The organism is Trinickia acidisoli (assembly GCF_017315725.1).
GTDB classification, from domain to species: Bacteria; Pseudomonadota; Gammaproteobacteria; order Burkholderiales; family Burkholderiaceae; genus Trinickia; species Trinickia acidisoli.
In genome coordinates, this window is sequence record NZ_JAFLRG010000002.1 from 793232 (window position 1) to 811101 (window position 17870).

A 17870-nucleotide genomic window follows, 5' to 3' on the forward strand; every position below is an offset into this window, starting at 1 on the left:
CGATAAGTGATGCAGATTCCGCTTTTCGCTTTCGAACCGCATGCCATGCGGCTCCTGCGTTATTGCGTTATTCCCGTGTTACGGTCCTTCGATCGGCCGCTGCGTTGTCACGCTGGTCAATTCGTTAGCAGTCCGAACGATCGATTCCATTTCATCAGAAGCATTCTTGCGTGCTGTTCGCTCCGTCGATGACGTGCACGCAGTCGCGCGGCGCTGCCTGGCGATGCACGGCGACCTTGACGGGCGCGGGGCGTGCGGGCGCCACCGGTTGCGGCAGCGTGAGCAGCGTGGCGCGCGTGGCGCCGTCCGTCTTCGGATCTTGCGGATCGACCTGATTGCGCAATACGAGCGAAAGAGTGCCGATGCTGCGGGCCAGGTCGATCTTCTCGGCCTGTTCTGGCGTGACTTGCAGGGTGACGGCATCGACGACCTTCGGCTTCGTTTCGTCGCGGCCGACCTCTTGCGCAACGGCGAGCACGAGGATGTGCTCGAGCACGATCTTCGAGATCTTCTGATCGGACTGCGCGTTGGAGTCCTTTTGCGTGTTGACGATGATGTCGACGTAGTTGCCCGGCAGCGCGAAGCCAGCCACACCGATCACGTCGTTTACGCGTACAGTGATCGCTCGCTTGCCCGGATCGATAACGGCCGACAAGCCTCCGGTCGTGCCTTGCGGCGAAAGCTTCGCCTCGAGGATCGGCTCGCCGCGCATCGCGCTTTCCTTGAGCACGCGCCCGTCGACTTTATCGACGTCGTGGAACGCGCCGGACGGCACGCTGCCCGAGGGCCAGTCGATCGTCTTGACGAATTCGGGCGAGATGCGTTGTCCGAGATCGATGTCGGAGGTGGCGACGACGACCTTGGTCGTGGTGCCCGAGTTTTGCTCCATCATCCAACGCGACGCGAATACGACGGCCGTCAATCCGGCCGCGGCGGCGATTAGAAGCATCATCAATGCGCGAAGGTTTTTCATGTCGTTCACCTATCGGTTGCTTCGCGGCACGCCCGGCATGCATGGATGCCGGCTGTGCGCGTCGAGGCGGCGTGAATCAATCGTGTCCCAATGCGGCGTCGCCGCGGCGTGTCGATATCAAGGCTCGGGGGAGTCGTGCAACGAGGCCGCAGCCCGCGTCGCTTTTCGCGTACGCGTCGTACACGTGCCGGATTGCGGCTTGGTTTGGCGTGACCGCCGTTCGCGCGGTCCGTTTGACGTTCTGACTCATTGCACTTCCCCCGAATAAGCCCGCCTTGCGGCGAGCGGAACATGTGGACGACGTAGCTGCGCGTCGCCGCGTATCAGCCCGTTGTCCTTGGCGTCCGCGTTTTCCTCCCGCACGCGGCTTCTCGTTGTCGTTGTCGTCGCGGCTTCGTTACCGGTGCATTGCACTCGGTTCGGCCGCGATCGACCCTCCCGGCCCCCTGCTAGTCCAATTCATGGCCCCCGCCCGGTCACGCGTTCACGATCAGCGTGATGGCCGATCCGATCGCGATCGCGACGCCGTAGGGCAGCGAACCTACGCTGAGCTCGCTTGCACGCGCCGGCTCCTTCTTGCTCGAAACGCTTTCTTCCGGCATGGCCGACATCGTGATGAGCATCGACATCGCGCTTGCCATGCCCTTGCGCAGCCTGCGTCTTTGCATCAATGCGACGAACGAGAGCACGCCGCCGACCACCGTCGCCGCAAGCACAGCTTCGAGGGCGCCGCGCGGCCCGAGCAGCGCACCGACCGCTGCCATCAGCTTGACGTCGCCTGCACCGAGCATGCGCATCAGATAGCCGGGCGTGAGCAGCAAGCCGCCCGTCAGCGCGCCGGCGAACCACCAGATCGGACCGATCGGCAAGCCGTTGGCGACAATTTGCACGGGCAGTGCCGCAATCAAGGCCGTCGCCACGAGCCAGTTCGGGATACGTCGTGCATGCAGGTCGTACGACATGGCGATGACGACGAGCGCCATCACGCATGGGCCGATCGGAAAGAGCACTGTGTTCATTGCATTCCCCGTTCGTCGCATTCGAATTCGGATGAGCACGTCGCCACCCGCAGGCACCGTACCGCTCGCGGCGGCGGGTGACGGTATTGCGTTGTTTGCGTGTGGCGAAGCGCTCGTGCTGTCGTCGTGATCGGCCTACGGGGCGACCACGGTGGCGAGTGCGGTGCTGACATAACCGAATACGGTGTTCAGATTCGTCCCGATCGCCGTAACGGCCACGACGATGGTCACCGCGATCAGGCCCGCGAGCAGACCGTATTCGATCGCCGCCGCACCATCTTCATTGCGTAGAAGCTGCTGGAGCTTGCCCATGTTTTCCCCCGTTCGATGTAAGTTGTGTCCGGCTCTCGAGCGCCGTCGGGCGCTCGAGATCGTCGGTCCGAGGTCAGGGCGCCACGACGCCGGCAAGCGCCGTGCTGACGTACCCGAAGACGGTATTCAGATGCGTGCCGATCGCGGTGATCGTTGTGATGATGGCCACTGCGATCAGCCCTGCCAGCAGACCGTATTCAATTGCCGCCGCACCGTCTTCTTCGCGCAGAAAATGTTGAAGCTTGCTCATGTTTGCCCCCGATGGAGAGGTTGAGATCAACCAAAACGCCACGGCCGTTGGTCAAGACCGCAGCATGCTTAGTCGTCCTAACGGACGACGACCTAGGCGGGGCATCGCTCGTATGTCCGCATCGCTCGCATAGCGCCGCGATGGCCCGTCGTTCTTCGGCTACTGCGTGCATGTCATGTCGCGCGCCCTTGCCGAAGCTCGTTGCCGCAGTCGATCAAACAGATCCGATGGCGGCGAATTCGTTTGGGATGCGATAAGGCAACGGATATGCCATGTGGCCGCAAACCGTTGTGCGACAAGGCACTCGACAATTGGCGTCATCACGTCTGGCGGTTATGGAAAGGGAGATGTTTCGTTTCTGAAACATGACGGCGGGCATTAAAGCGAGTGGTGCGTACGAATCGAACGTTCGTTTGACGATATTCATTCGATTGCCGCACCGCAGCGATAGCGTTGTCCGACACGGCACCCTCACGTCCGGCAATGGGATGAATTGAAAGAATCGGGGCACGGGACGGCCCAAAAACGTTCGTGCCACGGATGTCGCATTGCTGAGACGGTCCGCTCGAAGGTGTGTCGGGGCGGCCTTTCGCGCTACCTGCGGATGGCTACGCGCGCCAGCGAACGCAAACCGGTAAGAAATGCTGCGACTCCGTATTGAGCCGCATGGCGTTTTTTCCTATAGCAATTCGTAAGCTTCAAGACTATGTTGCATTGCATAACGAAATAAAGCGCTGCCGACGTCATGCATGACGAGACGTGTCGGATGGCGCCGCGCGGAAACTGATCGAGATCAAAAATGGCTTCGATTCGACGAGGTAACCTGGCTCGAGGAAACTCGCGTATCGACACGGGGGTAATACATGGGTACCGTTTCTGATTCGCTGCACGCGGAACGCACCGTCCTTCTCGTTTCGCTCAAGCCGGACGCGGAAAGCGTCGATCGGCTCGTCGCCGCGGGGTGGCACGTCGTGCACGCGAAGACATCTCAGCAAGTACAGCGGAGCGTCGAGCGCGGCGTTATTCACGTCGGTCTCGTTCAATTGCCGATCGACTGCAGTTCGCAACAGTTGGCCGAGCTCGAGTCGTGCATTTCGCACAGCGACGTGGCGTGGATTGCGGAGGTGCGCGCGGGGCAGGCGGACGATCCTTCGATTCGCCGCTTCATCCTCGATTTCTGCTTCGACTTCGTTACGCTGCCGTGCAACGACGAGCGGCTGACGATCTTGATGGGCCATGCCGATGGCCTATGGGCGCTGCGCGACACGGCGAACCATGAGGTGCCGGCGGTGCCGAGCAGCACGATGATCGGCCAATGCGAAGCGATGCAGCACTTGAACCGAGGCATGGACAAGTGCGCTCGCACCGAAGCGCCCGTATTCATCTCGGGCGAATCGGGCACCGGTAAGGAATTGACGGCGCGTGCCGTCCACGACCGCTCGGCTCGCGCGAAAGAAGCTTTCGTTGCGATCAACTGCGCGGCGATTCCGCCCTCGCTGCTGCAATCGGAATTGTTCGGCCATGAGCGCGGTGCATTCACAGGCGCGCTGCAACGGAAGATCGGCCGGATCGAGGCGGCGGCCGGCGGCACGCTGTTTCTCGACGAAATCGGCGACATGCCGCACGAATGCCAGGCCGTTCTGCTGCGCTTCTTGCAGGAAGGCACGATCGAGCGGCTCGGCGGGTCGGGGCCGATCAACGTCGACGTACGCATCGTCTCGGCGACACACGTCGATTTGATGTCGGCAATCGAAGCAGGGCGCTTCCGTATGGATCTCTATCACCGCTTGTGCGTCTTGCGGCTGGATGAGCCGCCGCTGCGCGCGCGCGACAACGACATCAAGCTGCTCGCGCAGCACGCACTCGAGCTCTATCGCCGCGACGGCGCCCGCAAGATTCGCGGGTTTTCGAGCGATGCGATCGCCGCGATGTTTCATTACAGTTGGCCCGGCAACGTGCGTGAGTTGATCAATTGCGTGCGCCGCGCCGTCGTAATGGCCGAGGGGCGCTTCATCACGGCCGCGGATTTGGGCTTACCTGGCGTGGAGACCAAAATCGGCCGCACGCTGGCCGAGATTCGCTGCGACGCCGAGCGCGCGGCCGTACGCGATGCGCTCGCGCGCCATGCCTACAGCCTGTCGAGCGCCGCGATCGAACTCGGCATTTCGCGCGCTACCCTGTACCGTTTGCTCAATTCGAGCGGGCTGCGTGACGAGGCGCCCGCGCCGCGTCATCCGCGTGCCGAGCACGGTTGCGAGCATCCCGTCGATTCGGCCCGGCAGGGAATCGAGCAGATGGCGCCATAAGCTGCCCGCCGGGAGCGCATCGCCGTTCGGCGCTTGGAAAACCCGGCCGCAGCGCATATCCTGACCTTCGACGTCCGCGCGCCCGCGAGGCGCGCGTTTTCATTGTGCGGACTAGGAGGAGTAGATACATGACGCGTGCCGTCGATTCGGGAATCATTCTCATTGCACGTTTAGCGCTCTCGGTGCTGTTTCTTTGGTCCGGCGTGATGAAGCTGCTCGGCTACGCGGCCTTCGTCGGCTATCTGCATGCGAAGGGCGTGCCGTTCGTGCAAATCGCGGCGCCGCTCGCAACGGCGGTGGAGGTGATCGGCGGGATCTTGCTCGTCGTCGGCTTCGCGATTCGACCGCTTGCGCTCCTGATGGCCGTCTATACGATCGCGACAGCCGTACTGGGCCACGACTTCTGGAACGTCACCGATGCGGCGCTTCAGCACGACATGGTGATTCACTTTTGGAAAAACGTCGGCATCGCGGGCGGCTTCTTGCTGCTGTTCGTGACGGGCGCCGGCGGCGCGAGCATCGACGCCGCGCGGGCGCCGAGAAGGCCTTTGCTGTAAGCGAGCCGGCCGCCGGTCGACCGAGGCGCGTCGCGCACGGTCTTTGCTTCTCCGATGAGATGCGCGTGCGCGAAAAGGAGGGCCTGCGAATGATTCAAAGCTTCGAGCAGCAAATCGACGGACGCACCATGCAATTTTGCGCCAGCCTCGGCGAGGGCGAATCGACGCATCGCGTCATCATCAGCCGCGACGATTCAGCCGAAACGCTCGTGATATTCGATGCGTCGGGGCTGTTCGGAACGTTGAAGGCGGAGATGGTTGCACCCGAGCAATTGATTGCGGACGCAATACGCAAGGCGCGCGACGAAGGACTGATCGAACGCGCGCTCGATACGGGTGCCGTCCTGAACGCGACGCTTTAGCGCTGCGCGATACATTCTGTTTCAAATTCGTTCGTTGTGTGGCCGCGGCGACACGCGGCGGCGCAGCGTAGCGTAGCGCGGCGCCGCTATCGCTGCGCGCTGGAGCGTGCCGTTTCCTTGTCGGCGGCCTCGCGCGCATGCGCCGACGGATGGACGAGGGCCGAGAGCAGCGCCCCCACGACGAGCAAGGCAGTTGCAATCGCCGCCGATATTTGCATACCGGAGACGACGGAAGCAGAACCGACTCCGCTCGCAAGTGCGCCGAACGCCGCGACGCCGACTGCGCCGCCCGCTTGCCGTGCCGTATTGAGCACCGCCGATGCGGTGCCCGCGCGCTTGTGCTCGACCGATGCGAGGACGGCCGTCGTCATCGCGGGAACGGCAAGGCCCATGCCCGCCGGGATCAAAAGAAACGGCACCAGCATCGCGGCGATCGGCGTATCGGCTTGCGTCAGGTGCAGCAGACCGTAACCGAGCGCGCCGACAATGGCGCCGATCATCATCGGAAGGCGCGGGCCATAACGCGCGACCACCCATCCGCTCGCGACGTTCGACACGAGAAATCCTCCGGTGAGCGGCAGGAAGGCAAGGCCGGCCTGCAGCGGCGTTTCGCCGTGCACGCGCTGCAAATAGAGGCTCAGCACGAAGACGGTGCCGTAGTAGGCCAAGTTGACGCAGACGCCGAAGACCACCGCGGCGCTGAACGTCTTGTCGCGCAGCAAAGCAAGCGGCACCATCGGCGCGCGGCTTTTCGCTTCGACCGCGACGAACGCGAGCGCCGCGAGTACCGTTGCGGCGAGCGCGCCGATGATCAGCGGATGTCCAACGCCGAGCGGCCGCATTTCGATGACCGCACCTGTGAATGCGGTCAGTGCGACGATCGCGATGCACTGGCCGGGCAGATCGATGCCGAGCGGTCGATGCGCGTGAGCCGCGCTGTCATCGCGGCGCGGTACCCATGCGAAGGTCGCGATGAGGCCCGCCAGGCAAATCGGCACATTGACGAGAAAGATGCTGCGCCATCCCCATGCCGCAATGAATATGCCGCCGAGCACCGGCCCGGCCGCGATCGAGATCGAGCCCGAGGCGGTCCACAATCCCACGGCGCGCGCGCGTAGGCGGGGGTCGTGGCTGCACATGCGATTGAGCAACGCGAGCGAGTTGGGCAGCATGGCCGCGGCGCTGATGCCTTGCGCGGCGCGTGCGGCGACGAGTGCGACGGCATTCGGCGCGAGTCCGCAAGCGAGCGACGACGCCGCGAACAGCACGAGGCCCGCGGCGAACAAGCGTCGCGCGCCGAAGCGATCGCCGAGCACGCCGGCAGACAGCATCAGCACCGCAAACGCGAGCGTATAGGCATCGACGATCCATTGCAGTACCGATACGGGCGCATGCAACTGCGAGCCGATGTTCGGTAATGCAATATTGACGATCGTCACGTCGAGTTGTGTGACGACGAATGCCACGCTGACCGTGGCGAGCACGCGCGCAATAGTGGGCGTGAAGGCGGGGGGAGAGGGATGTGTGTTCATGGCGACCATGCTAGCAGCGTGGTCGCGTCGATGTTTCGTGATCTGACGAAATGTCGAATTCGGAATCGGGCAACGCGCATTTGCCGGCGACTCGCCGATGGCAGATAAAGATTATCTACATATCAACTGCTCTATCACGGAGAGTGCGGGAAACAGTGTGCGCCTTCCTACACTTTCATTCGATTTGATAGCGCGAGAAGTGGTTTAACCGTGCATGCTGATAACGCAACGTAACGAATAGCGCTGAACCCCCTTCGGCCTATTCGTCCCGTGCTGATCAAACCTGAGATCCCTTCCGAGATGCGCCATCGAGCATCCCGGCGGGTCATTGCATGCCCAAACATGTTCGCTGCCGAGACCACGTGCGGATGAACAAGAAGGAGCCGGTTATGCCTGTTCGCGACATTTCCCCTCGCCGCCGCCAATTCGTCCCGTTGGCGATGGCCGCGCTTTTAACGATCACGCTTTCGAGCGGCTTCGCGTCGAACGAAGCTCGCGCCCAAAGCACGTCGAATAAAGGCGCAACGTTCCCCAATCCTGCCAGCAGTTTCAAGGTGCCGCCTCGTCCTATTCTTTCCGGGCATTTTCAAATCCAGCCTGGGATGTCGAAAAAGGATTGGGCTGACGCCTATAAGGAAACGGGCCGTCCCAAATTCAAACCCAACACCGTCAAGCGCGTAGGCGGCACGGTCGAACGGGACTAGGGAGAACGCAATGAAAAAGGTCATTCTCATCCTGGCGTTGTTGGCCGGATTCGCACAACTGACCGTGCCGGTGACGGCGCGGGCGCAGACGACGACGGCAAGCACGCTGATTCTGTACGACAACCCGCAGAACGATCCGTATTCGAAGCTCGGCTTGATGTACGCGATCATGCTGCAAAATCTGCTCGGGCATTTCAACACGACCGTTACGCTCGAGCCCGTGCAAAACTACACGGCGGGCCAGATCAACAGCACGACGGCCACGTTCTACATCGGCGACTACTACAACAACCCGTTGCCCACGGCGTTCATGAACGACGTGATGACGACGAAAAATACGGTCGTCTGGTTCAAGTACAACTTGTGGCAGATCGCCTGGAATACCGCTTACACGTTCACGCAAACCTACGGCATCAACTTCCTCGGGTTGGCGGGCCTCAATGCGACACCGACGTCCAGCAATCCGACGCCGGGCTTTTACGACACGGTGTCCTATAAGAACATGTCGATGGTGAAGTACTACTCGTTCGACGCCACGACAGGTGTGGTCAGCGCCGATCCCGACCTCGGCCTCACGTCGGTCGCCAATTCGGCGCTCGCGCAATCGCTCGTCACGATCACGAACAGCACGACCGGCGCGACGGCACCTTACGTGATCCGCTCGGGCAACCTCTGGTACTTCGCCGATATGCCGTTCTCGTATATCGGCCCGACCGACCGGTACCTCGTGATCTGCGACATGCTGCACGACATCCTCAACACCGGCGCGCCCACCAACCATCGCGCGATCGTGCGGCTCGAAGACCTCGACGCTTACACGACGACGACCTCGATGAAGACGCTCACCAACTACCTGTACGGCTTGAAGATCCCGTTCACGATGGCGACGATACCGCTGTACACGGACCCGAACGGCTACTACAACGGCGGCGTGCCCGAGACGATCCATCTTGCGCAAGCCACGGGGTTGAAGTCGGCGCTCACCTATGCGATTGCGCACGGCGGCTCGATCATCATGCACGGCTACACGCACCAGTACGATTCGACGCCGAACGTGCAGAACGCCGTATCAGGCAACGATTATGAGTTCTGGTACGAAGTGCAGAACCGGCCCGTCGATGAGGACTCCGAACAATGGGCGGAGGGGCGGATGAAGGATGGCTTGGCCGAGTTCACGAGCAACGGCTACAAGGTGGCCGGCTGGGGTGCCCCGCAATACCAGATGTCGCCGCTCGCCTCGCAAGCCGCTGCCGCGGAGTTCACGAGTTCGTATCAGCGCGCCGTCTACTACACCGCGACGGATCCGCAGATCGGCACCGGTGCAGCCAATCAGGATTTCTCGGCCGGCCAGTTCTTCCCGTACATCATCAATAAGGACTACTACGGAGAGCGCATCGTTCCCGAGAACCTCGGCAGCATTCAATACGACATCTGCAACATCGATCCGTTTTCGTGCACGGCCTACACGGAGCAGCAAATGCTGACGAACGCGCAGTACGCGCTCGTCGTGCGCGATGGTTTCGCGTCGTTCTTCTTTCACCCGTATTGGCTCGAGCCGGATCTGAAACTGCCCGCGATGAGCGACTTCGAGGCCCTCGTATCGGGAATCACGAAGCTCGGCTACACGTGGGTCGACGCAACGACGGCTAAGTAAACGGAGGTCCAGTGCCGAGCGTTCGAGCGGCAGGCAGGCGCAAGAGCGCTCGGTGGACCATGAGAAACGGCGTTCGCGAAATCAGCGGGGAAGAAAATGAAGAAGGTTTTAACGGTATTCGGTACGCGGCCCGAGGCGATCAAGATGGCGCCGCTCGTGAAGGCGCTGGCCGATGAGGATGGCATCGACGCGAAGGTGTGCGTGACCGCACAACACCGTCAAATGCTGGATCAGGTCCTGGACCTGTTCGAGATCGTGCCCGATTACGATCTCGATCTGATGCGCGAGGGGCAGACGCTGACCGATCTGACTTCGGGCATCTTGCAGACGATCGGCGCCGTCTACGACGATTGGCAGCCCGATGCGGTGCTCGTGCACGGCGACACGACGACGACGCTCGCGGCAAGTTTGGCGGCGTTCTATCGCTACGTCCCGGTCGGTCATGTGGAGGCGGGCTTGCGCACGGGCAATGTTTGGTCGCCGTGGCCCGAAGAGTTGAACCGGCGTGTCACCGACGCCGTTTCGTCATGGTTGTTCGCGCCGACCGAGCAGGCGAAACACAATCTCTTCAGCGAAGGCGCGCCAGCGTCGCAAGTGAGCTTGACCGGCAACACGGTGATCGACGCGCTGCTGCAAGTCAAGCTCAAGCTCGACCACGATGAAGCGCTCGCGGCTTCGATCGCCGCGCGCTATCCGTTTCTCGATGCCTCGCGCCGTCTGATTCTCGTCACCGGGCATCGGCGTGAAAGTTTCGGCGAACCGTTCATGCACTTCTGCGAAGCACTGCGTCAAATCGCGGTGAAGCACGACGACGTGCAGCTCGTCTATCCGGTCCATCTCAATCCGAACGTTCGCAAGCCTGTCAACGCGATACTGAGCAACCAGCCGAACGTGCATCTGATCGATCCTCAGGACTACTTACCATTCGTCTATCTGATGTCGAAGGCGTATTTGATCATCACGGATTCAGGTGGCATCCAAGAGGAAGCGCCTGCGCTCGGCAAGCCTGTTCTCGTCACACGCGAGACGACGGAGCGGCCGGAAGCCGTGCGCGCCGGTACCGCTAGGCTCGTCGGTACTCATACGGAACGGATCGTCGCCGAAGTGGGCAACCTGCTCGACGACCGCAGTCAATACGCGGCGATGGCGCATGCGAACAATCCGTACGGCGATGGCCATGCGAGCGAGCGGATCGTCGATACGCTGCTGACCGTTCCCGCGACGTTCTCGTCGACGAGCTATGCGGCGGCACATCCGATGCCGTTGCACAACGCGATCGCTTCGGGGCTGCAGGCATTGCGCTCGGCTTGAGCGGTGGCCGGGTCCGACGGCGCAGTCAGTGTGGGACGACGCACGGTCGTCGGCCGGCATTCGCCGCACGATGCAAGCGCGGCGATCAAAAAACGGCTGCTCGAAAATGCACGACATATCGATATGGGGTTCTTATCTGAGCGGATTGAACGCCGTCGCCATGACGACGGCGCTCATCATTTTCATCAGCACGATCGACGACCTATTTCTCGACGGATATTACTGGCTGTTCGAAATTAGACGCATGCTGCGCGGCGAATCGAGCGCGAGCGTCGACGTCGCGGCGCTGCGCGACCTCGATGAACAGTACTTGGCGATCATGGTGCCGGCGTGGAAGGAATACGACGTCATCGCGAAGATGATCGACAACACGCTGGCGACGATGGAGTACGAGCACTACCTCATTTTCGCAGGCACGTATCACAACGACGCGGAAACGACGTCCGAAGTCGAGCGGATGGTGCGACGCCATCCGGGCCGTGTCGTGCGCGCGACCGTACTGAACGACGGGCCGACTTGCAAGGCCGATTGCCTGAACTGGATCATCGCCGCCATTCGCCGCTACGAAACGACGCATCACATTCAGTTCGCCGGCGTAGTCATGCATGACTGCGAGGACGTGATCCACCCGATCGAGCTCAAGTATTTCAACTACGCGATCTCGGACTTCGATCTCGTGCAGTTGCCGGTCTTGTCGCTGCCGCGCAAGTGGAATGAATTCGTGGCCGGCACGTACATGGACGACTTCAGCGAAACGCACCAGAAGGATATTCCCTCGCGTCAATTGCTGACCGGCATCGTGCCCGGCGCCGGCGTGGCCTCGTGCTATAGCCGCCGCGCAATCGAAGCGGTATCGGTCGAGCGCGGCGGCAAGCCGTTCAATACCTCCACCCTGACGGAGGATTACGACTTCAGCTTCCGGCTGCGCGAACTCGGCATGAAGGAGATGTTCGCTCGCTTCCCGATTGCCGACGTCGTGCGCGAGCAGGTGCGCCGGCATCGTCGGCGCATCGCCACGGCGCGCAACCTGCTGGCGACGCGCGAGTATTTTCCGAGCACGCTGCGCACGGCTTATCGGCAACGCACGCGCTGGATTCTCGGGATTTCGTTTCAGGGCTGGCAGCAGCTCGGATGGAAGGGCAGTTGGCGCGACCGCTATATGTTCTTTCGCGATCGAAAGGGGATGGTCACGTCGATCATGTCGATCGTCGCCTACGCCGTGCTGATCAACTACTTGTCGGTCGCGCTGCTGCGCGCGCTGGGCGTGGCACCGCAGGGCGTCGCGGGCGAGGGGCTCGTGAGCGGATCGCTCGCGCCGCTCCTGACGATCAACAGCGTGCTGCTCGCGCTGCGGCTCAGCGAGCGGTTCTACTTCGTCGCGAAGCTGAACGGCGCATTGCAAGGCGCGCTGTCGCTGCCGCGCTTGTTCGTCAACAACCTCATCAATTTTCTAGCGGTCTGCCGCGCGTGGCGCATCTTCGTCAATCACCTCGTCACGGGAAAGCCGATCGCTTGGGACAAGACGAGCCACACCTACCTATCGAACGATCAGCTCGGCAAGGAGCGGCGCAAGCTCGGCGAGATTCTCGTCGAGTGGGGCGTCGTGACGGTTGCGCAAATCGAGGCGTGCCTCGCGCGCCAGGCCGAATGCGGAAAACTGCTCGGCGAGTTGCTGCTCGAAGGCGATGCGCTCAGCGGCGAGACGCTTGCCGATGCGCTATCCGAGCAAGCCGAACTGCCGCGCGTGAGCCTGGCCAACGTGGCGGCGGGACATTTCAAGGCCGCGTTCGCGCTCGAATTGCAACAGGCCTATCGAGCCGTGCCGTTTTCGACGGGTGACGATGGGACCTTGAACGTCGCCGTCGGCAGCCCACTCACGGAAGACGAGCGAGAGACCGTCAAGCGTGCGGCGGGCTGCAACGTGTCGTACTTCGTGGCATGCGATGCGGAAATCGCGACGGAACTCGCGCGTCATGTGCGGCGCTCGGATCTCGATCGCGGCATAGACGCCGCCGGACTGCACGCGCGCCGCGCGGCGCCGTCGGTTCAACCGGGGGAATGCAGATGAAACGCGCAAGATCGACGCGAACGAGGCGCCTGCCGGCGATCGTTCGCACGGGGGGGCTCGCGGCATTTGCCGCGCTCGCGCTCCATGTGAATTTGGCTTGGGCGCAACCGGGGAAATTGACGCCGCGTGCATACCGGCTTGCCGATGCCGCATACAAGGCGATCGCCTCCGGCGATCTGCCGCAGGCCGAGGATTATGCGGCACGTGCATTGAAGGTGCAGCCGTCGAGCTTGCAGTTGAGTCTATTGTTGCTCGACGTCTATTTGCGCGAGGGAAAGATCGAAGAGGCCAACCGTGAAGCCGATGCGCTGCTCAAGCGGTATCCCGACGACGGCAACGTGCTTGCGCAACACGGCTTCCTCGAGCAGAAGCAGCAGCGTTACGACGAAGCGGTGACCGAGTTTTCGGCCGCACTCGAAAAAGGCACGTGGGACGACACTCAGCAGCGCAATCTACGGCTCGCTTGGGCGGACAGCGCATTGATGGCGCATGAGCCCGATCAGGCCGAAAAGGCGTTGACGCCGATCGAAAACGATCCGGATGTGGCGGTTCAACTTCGCGTCGCCCAATTGCGCCTGCGCAACGGCGACCGCAAGGGCGCGCTCGAAGCGGCGCAGCTCGCGCAGGCGAATGCGAGCTCCGACGACGACAAGAAGAGTGCGGCGGCATTGATCGGTTACGCGCAGCAGAGCGAGCCCGATCCGCGCGACGAGCAAGCGCAGAAGACGCTGCAAAAGGCGTATGACCTGTTGCGCGAAAACAAGGACGAGGATGCGCTGGCGGCGTTTCAACAAGGGTTCGCCCTCGGCGGCGGCAAGGCCGGCAACTATGCCGACGCCGGCTATGCGGCCAAACGACTTGGCGACAACGACGAGGCCGTGAAACTCTTCGAGGCGAGTCTCGATGCCGACGACAACGAACATGCGTTCGACGATCAACGCCGTTTCGGCTATCGCCGCGAGGTCGAGGAGCTCGATCGCACGTGGGGTTTCGTCGTCAGCTTGCCGTATCAGGTGTCCGCGTTTTCGTATCAAGGCACGGTCAACGTGTTGCAGCCGGGCATCGAGGCGTATTGGCAGCCACCGACGATCGGCTATCGGAACGGGCGCATTCTGCAGTTCTTCGTGCGTGGCTACGGCACGGCCTACGATGGATCGGGCAACGTGACGGGCCTGCCGACGCTGCAAGGATCGATCGGCGCGCGCTACAAACCGCTCGTCGATCAGAATCTGGTGCTGAGCGCCGAACGACTCGTGCGCTTGGGCAACCAGTCGGTGAACGATTGGTTGGCGCGTATCGGGTTTTCTTCGGAAGCCGGCACCGATATGCGCGTGACCGAGCCGAGCTGGCGTAGTTGGCAGGTTTATGCCGAGGCCGATTACTTCGTGCAACAAGGCCGCTACGTGCTTTACTCGCAGTTCCGTTACGGGCATACGTGGGCGATTCCCGCAATCAGCGATCACTTGACCGTCTATCCGCACGTCGCGCTCGTGTACGATCACGACAGCCGCGAGGTGAACCAAACGGCGATCGGCGTCGGCCCCGGTCTTCAGTTTCGCTTCTGGTTCCGCGAGAGCCGTTACAGCGCCCCGGCCAGTTGGGCCGACTTGACCGTGCAGTACCGCTTCCCGCTGACGTCGGCTGCGCGCGCGCGCGGCGTTGCCGCCCAGCTCACGCTGTGGTACTGACATGTCGTATCGGAGGGGGCATGGTACGGACCGAGCGATGTCGATCGAAAAGGCGGATTCGATTAGCAATCCTAACGATCGGATATGGTCTTTCCGTCGCGTTGACGGCATGCACGAATATGCCGCGCGATAGCCAAGCGCAAGGCATCGTCTGGCAGGTCGACAACGCCACCGCCAATCCCGTCGGCGATTGGCATCTGCTCGGCGTGCGGCAATTGCTGGTTCAATGGATCGTCGTCGACGATACGGCGTTCGTACCGAACACCGGGCTGCCGAACGCGGCGAATATGCCCGACTGGGCACGCATCGGCCGAGAGCCGTGGGCGCACGACGTCTTGCTCGGTTTGGCAGGGTATAGCGATGAAAAGCGCGCTCGCGCCAATATCGAAAAGTTGGTGCGCGAGTCGACGCAAGTCGCGCGCGTGTCGTTGCCCTTGCATGTAACCGGTTACTACTTCCCGGCCGAAGTCGATCCGACTTGGACCGATGCGCCCAAGCTGGCTGCGTTGTTGCAGCCGCTGCCGCGCCCTTTATGGATTTCCGTCTACGATCGCTCGAACGTCGGCGGCAAGGCGCTCGCCGATTGGCTTGCAACCTGGCTGCCCGCCGACGTCGGCGTTTTCTTTCAAGACGGCTGCGGCGTCTACGCGCGTGGCCCATCGGTTGCGCGCGCGTATCTCGACACACTCTCGGCGCGGCTCGGCCACGATCGCGTGCGCGTCATCGCCGAAGCGTTTCGCCCGAGCGAGCACGGCGGCTTTCGCGCCGCGACCGCCGATGAGTTGCGCGCGCAACTCGCGGCATATCACGGGTACTCCATCTACCTGTTCGACGGGCCGCACTACGTATCGAACGACCTCGCCAAAGCGCTGGCGCCCCATGCCGCGGCGCGACACGGGGCCGGCTCTTGAAACGCCGCTGATTAAGCCGGCGCTTTCAGGTTGAGGACGGTGCTGCGAAGGAGCGTGAAGTACTTGCTCGTCGAGTACGGAAGCATTTCTTCAGCGTAATACCACCAGAAGAAGCCGCCGATGAACTTCGGATCGTTCAGGCTATCCACCATCGGATAGTACGTGCTGATCAGGTTCGATTGCACCGACCAAGGCGCGGACGTGTCCGACGTCCCGATCTCGCCGAAACCGACCTTCGCGTTCGGGAACAAGCTCTCGAGCGTCGAGAAGTCGCTCTTCCACGACGGATTGAGATCCGGGCAATCCTTGTAGGGGTAGTAGCTGAACAGGGCGTAATCGGCACCTTCACGCACGGTCGACGGCAAGAACTGCGTCGGCCACGTGCGCCAGTTGTCGATCGGCAACTCCCAGCAGTTGTTGCCGGACGGATCTTGGTTGTAGTACATCGTGACGGCCACCTTGCCGCCCGCGCCCTTCACGATGTTGTAAGCCGATTGGACCATCTGGCCGATTTGCTGCTCTTGCGTCGTGGCCGTGGCAGTGGGGCCATTTTCGTTAGGGCGCAGCCATTCGCCGTTGATCTCGTTCGCGATCTCCCAAACGTCGACGTTCGAACCGAGTGTCGAGACGAGTTCTTGCGTCCGCGCGGTGTACGTCGACAAAGTCGTCGGGAAGTAATACGAATCGTAGATCTCGCCCATCACGTACGCGTACTGATGGAGCTTGACGATGTAGGGGTAGTAATCCGCTGCCGACGTGCCCGGATCGAACACTACCCGGACGGTCGGACGGTAGGGCAGATTTTGTAAAGAAGCGATGATCTGGTTGAACTTGCTCAGATCGTCGAGCGTTACGCCGTAGATGGGCGCTTTCGGGGTTTCGACCTGCGCGTGCGCGGTTTGTGCGAAGGGCAGGTACAGTGCGCAGCTAAGCAGCGCGGAAGTGGCTAGTTTGGAGAAGGTTTTTAATCCTCTGAACATCACGTCTCTTCCTCCTAGTGGGTTGAAAGAAGCGCGATGTTACACGGAAATAAAACACTATTATCCGACGATAACCGTTTATTCGTGTGAGGAACAGGTTGATAAAATAGTTGTATTGGCAACTATTTGCCGCTTGAGATTGGCGGCGAGCGCGGCGTTTGGAAGCGAGAGTTTGGCGGTTGGAACGCGCCGATCAGGCGTAGGGAAGCGGCGTTGAAAGCCGCTTCCGGTGGGGGATTCAGAGCGTCGGCAATGGCGGCCGAGATTCGATAGTATTCCTAATTAATTGCTCGACGGCATTGCGTTCCTCGCCGGCGAGCGGCAGCCGCGGCGGACGTACCGGTTCGGTGCCGAGGCCGACGATCGCTTCGGCGAGCTTGATGTTTTGCACGAGCTTGGACGATACGTCGAGCGCGAGCAGCGGTGCGAACCAACGGTAGATCGTGCGCGCTTCTTCGATGCGCCCGGCTTGCAATAAGCGATAGATTGCGACCGTTTCGTGCGGAAACGCACAGACGAGACCGGCGACCCAGCCATGCGCGCCCATCAGCATCGCTTCCATGGCGAGGTTATCGACGCCGCAAAAGATCGCATAACGCTCGCCTACCGCGTTGATTAGATCGGTTACGCGTCGTACGTCGCCGCAGGACTCCTTGACGGCGACGATCTTCGGCTCGTCGGCGATTTCCTTGAACATGTCGGGCGTCATGTCGACGCCGTAGGCCAGCGGATTGTTGTAGACCATGATCGGCAGCGGGCTTGCCTTGGCGACCATGCGGAAGTGATTGATCGTCTCGCGCCGGTCGGACAAATAGCGCAGGCCCGGTAGAACCATGTAGCCGGCGGCGCCGTGCTTCGCGCCGCGCTGGGCCTGGCGGCAGCCTTCGAGCGTGCTGTCTTCGGCGATCGTCAGCAGCACCGGCACGCGGCCGCGTGCGGCTTCGACACCGATGTCGAGCACTTCGAGCTTTTCGTCGAGCGAGAGCGTCGACGCTTCGCCGAGCGAACCGCAGACGATGATGCCGTCCACGCCGGCGTCGATTTGCGCTTCGATGTTCTTCTTCGTCCAAGCGCGGTCTATGCTGAAATCTTCGTGAAATTTCGTCGTGACGGCGGGCATGACGCCTTGCCAGACTGGTGCCATTTCGTTTCTCCGGAAGCGGTCGTTAAGCAGAATGCGAGGGCAGTGTAGGACGCAGCCCGTGCGGCGTCTTGCGTCGTTCGCGCATTCGCGATGACGATT

At 61.8% G+C, this 17870-nt stretch carries 16 protein-coding genes; 9 read left to right on the plus strand and 7 right to left on the minus strand.

Annotation, left to right across the window (positions count from 1 at the left end; genetic code table 11):
- Nucleotides 1-154: 154 nt before the first annotated feature.
- The 4 genes from cpaB to J3485_RS22115 all read right to left on the minus strand — a co-directional run bounded on the left by cpaB (nucleotide 155) and on the right by J3485_RS22115 (nucleotide 2554).
- Nucleotides 155-973 (minus strand): Flp pilus assembly protein CpaB, encoded by an 819-nt coding sequence (gene cpaB, locus J3485_RS22100; protein ID WP_206956451.1) that lies wholly within the window; start codon nucleotides 971-973, stop codon nucleotides 155-157.
- A gap of 476 nt (nucleotides 974-1449) precedes the next feature.
- Nucleotides 1450-1992: an A24 family peptidase gene (locus J3485_RS22105; protein WP_206956452.1), complete on the minus strand. Its 543-nt coding sequence runs from the start codon at nucleotides 1990-1992 to the stop codon at nucleotides 1450-1452.
- A 135-nt stretch (nucleotides 1993-2127) separates the two neighbouring features.
- Nucleotides 2128-2304 carry a Flp family type IVb pilin gene (locus tag J3485_RS22110; RefSeq protein WP_206956453.1) on the minus strand — a complete coding sequence of 59 codons (177 nt, stop codon included), beginning with the start codon at nucleotides 2302-2304 and terminating at the stop codon, nucleotides 2128-2130.
- Nucleotides 2305-2377: 73 nt separating this feature from the next.
- Nucleotides 2378-2554 carry a Flp family type IVb pilin gene (locus J3485_RS22115; protein ID WP_206956454.1) on the minus strand — a complete coding sequence of 59 codons (177 nt, stop codon included), beginning with the start codon at nucleotides 2552-2554 and terminating at the stop codon, nucleotides 2378-2380.
- Nucleotides 2555-3417: 863 nt separating this feature from the next.
- On the opposite strand from J3485_RS22115, the gene J3485_RS22120 reads away from it, so the two are divergent.
- The 3 genes from J3485_RS22120 to J3485_RS22130 all read left to right on the plus strand — a co-directional run bounded on the left by J3485_RS22120 (nucleotide 3418) and on the right by J3485_RS22130 (nucleotide 5779).
- On the plus strand, nucleotides 3418-4860 hold the full coding sequence (locus J3485_RS22120) for a sigma-54 dependent transcriptional regulator (protein WP_206956455.1): 1443 nt from the start codon (nucleotides 3418-3420) through the stop codon (nucleotides 4858-4860).
- Between the two features lie 128 nt (nucleotides 4861-4988).
- Nucleotides 4989-5417, plus strand: coding sequence for a DoxX family protein (locus J3485_RS22125; protein ID WP_206956456.1), 429 nt, complete (start codon nucleotides 4989-4991; stop codon nucleotides 5415-5417).
- Between the two features lie 89 nt (nucleotides 5418-5506).
- Nucleotides 5507-5779, plus strand: coding sequence for a hypothetical protein (locus J3485_RS22130; RefSeq protein WP_206956457.1), 273 nt, complete (start codon nucleotides 5507-5509; stop codon nucleotides 5777-5779).
- Nucleotides 5780-5865: 86 nt separating this feature from the next.
- On the opposite strand, the gene J3485_RS22135 is transcribed toward J3485_RS22130, so the two are convergent.
- The gene (locus J3485_RS22135) at nucleotides 5866-7320 is read right to left on the minus strand and encodes an MFS transporter (RefSeq protein WP_374192457.1); all 1455 of its coding nucleotides are present in this window, start codon (nucleotides 7318-7320) and stop codon (nucleotides 5866-5868) included.
- 359 nt (nucleotides 7321-7679) lie between these two features.
- On the opposite strand from J3485_RS22135, the gene J3485_RS22140 reads away from it, so the two are divergent.
- From J3485_RS22140 to J3485_RS22165, 6 genes are all read left to right on the plus strand, one after another.
- Nucleotides 7680-8015, plus strand: coding sequence for a hypothetical protein (locus tag J3485_RS22140; protein WP_206956459.1), 336 nt, complete (start codon nucleotides 7680-7682; stop codon nucleotides 8013-8015).
- Between the two features lie 10 nt (nucleotides 8016-8025).
- On the plus strand, nucleotides 8026-9669 hold the full coding sequence (locus tag J3485_RS22145) for a DUF2334 domain-containing protein (RefSeq protein ID WP_206956460.1): 1644 nt from the start codon (nucleotides 8026-8028) through the stop codon (nucleotides 9667-9669).
- A gap of 96 nt (nucleotides 9670-9765) precedes the next feature.
- Nucleotides 9766-10980 carry a non-hydrolyzing UDP-N-acetylglucosamine 2-epimerase gene (gene wecB, locus J3485_RS22150; RefSeq protein ID WP_206956461.1) on the plus strand — a complete coding sequence of 405 codons (1215 nt, stop codon included), beginning with the start codon at nucleotides 9766-9768 and terminating at the stop codon, nucleotides 10978-10980.
- 106 nt (nucleotides 10981-11086) lie between these two features.
- The gene (locus J3485_RS22155; protein ID WP_206956462.1) at nucleotides 11087-13048 is read left to right on the plus strand and encodes a glycosyl transferase family protein; all 1962 of its coding nucleotides are present in this window, start codon (nucleotides 11087-11089) and stop codon (nucleotides 13046-13048) included.
- On the plus strand, nucleotides 13045-14736 hold the full coding sequence (locus tag J3485_RS22160) for an NfrA family protein (protein ID WP_206956463.1): 1692 nt from the start codon (nucleotides 13045-13047) through the stop codon (nucleotides 14734-14736). Before J3485_RS22155 ends, J3485_RS22160 begins: the two co-directional genes overlap by 4 nt.
- Nucleotides 14737-14855: 119 nt before the next feature.
- Nucleotides 14856-15647 carry an alpha-amylase family protein gene (locus J3485_RS22165; protein WP_206956464.1) on the plus strand — a complete coding sequence of 264 codons (792 nt, stop codon included), beginning with the start codon at nucleotides 14856-14858 and terminating at the stop codon, nucleotides 15645-15647.
- An 11-nt stretch (nucleotides 15648-15658) separates the two neighbouring features.
- Here J3485_RS22165 and J3485_RS22170 read toward each other — a convergent pair whose 3' ends face one another.
- On the minus strand, nucleotides 15659-16627 hold the full coding sequence (locus J3485_RS22170; protein WP_242538886.1) for a glycoside hydrolase family 25 domain-containing protein: 969 nt from the start codon (nucleotides 16625-16627) through the stop codon (nucleotides 15659-15661).
- Between the two features lie 238 nt (nucleotides 16628-16865).
- Nucleotides 16866-17771, minus strand: a complete 906-nt coding sequence (locus tag J3485_RS22175; RefSeq protein WP_206956465.1) for a dihydrodipicolinate synthase family protein — start codon at nucleotides 17769-17771, stop codon at nucleotides 16866-16868.
- Nucleotides 17772-17870 lie beyond the last annotated feature (99 nt).

What these genes read in the sequence shown, in the direction of transcription:
- J3485_RS22130 (WP_206956457.1), top strand. Translation starts at nt 5,507, where the DNA reads ATGATTCAAAGCTTCGAGCAGCAAATCGACGGACGCACCATGCAATTT.
- J3485_RS22175 (WP_206956465.1), bottom strand. Translation starts at nt 17,771, where the DNA reads ATGGCACCAGTCTGGCAAGGCGTCATGCCCGCCGTCACGACGAAATTT.
- J3485_RS22115 (WP_206956454.1), bottom strand. Translation starts at nt 2,554, where the DNA reads ATGAGCAAGCTTCAACATTTTCTGCGCGAAGAAGACGGTGCGGCGGCA.
- J3485_RS22120 (WP_206956455.1), top strand. Translation starts at nt 3,418, where the DNA reads ATGGGTACCGTTTCTGATTCGCTGCACGCGGAACGCACCGTCCTTCTC.
- J3485_RS22165 (WP_206956464.1), top strand. Translation starts at nt 14,856, where the DNA reads ATGCCGCGCGATAGCCAAGCGCAAGGCATCGTCTGGCAGGTCGACAAC.
- J3485_RS22160 (WP_206956463.1), top strand. Translation starts at nt 13,045, where the DNA reads ATGAAACGCGCAAGATCGACGCGAACGAGGCGCCTGCCGGCGATCGTT.
- J3485_RS22110 (WP_206956453.1), bottom strand. Translation starts at nt 2,304, where the DNA reads ATGGGCAAGCTCCAGCAGCTTCTACGCAATGAAGATGGTGCGGCGGCG.
- cpaB (WP_206956451.1), bottom strand. Translation starts at nt 973, where the DNA reads ATGAAAAACCTTCGCGCATTGATGATGCTTCTAATCGCCGCCGCGGCC.
- J3485_RS22125 (WP_206956456.1), top strand. Translation starts at nt 4,989, where the DNA reads ATGACGCGTGCCGTCGATTCGGGAATCATTCTCATTGCACGTTTAGCG.
- J3485_RS22155 (WP_206956462.1), top strand. Translation starts at nt 11,087, where the DNA reads ATGCACGACATATCGATATGGGGTTCTTATCTGAGCGGATTGAACGCC.
- J3485_RS22105 (WP_206956452.1), bottom strand. Translation starts at nt 1,992, where the DNA reads ATGAACACAGTGCTCTTTCCGATCGGCCCATGCGTGATGGCGCTCGTC.
- J3485_RS22145 (WP_206956460.1), top strand. Translation starts at nt 8,026, where the DNA reads ATGAAAAAGGTCATTCTCATCCTGGCGTTGTTGGCCGGATTCGCACAA.
- wecB (WP_206956461.1), top strand. Translation starts at nt 9,766, where the DNA reads ATGAAGAAGGTTTTAACGGTATTCGGTACGCGGCCCGAGGCGATCAAG.
- J3485_RS22135 (WP_374192457.1), bottom strand. Translation starts at nt 7,320, where the DNA reads ATGGTCGCCATGAACACACATCCCTCTCCCCCCGCCTTCACGCCCACT.
- J3485_RS22140 (WP_206956459.1), top strand. Translation starts at nt 7,680, where the DNA reads ATGAACAAGAAGGAGCCGGTTATGCCTGTTCGCGACATTTCCCCTCGC.
- J3485_RS22170 (WP_242538886.1), bottom strand. Translation starts at nt 16,627, where the DNA reads ATGTTCAGAGGATTAAAAACCTTCTCCAAACTAGCCACTTCCGCGCTG.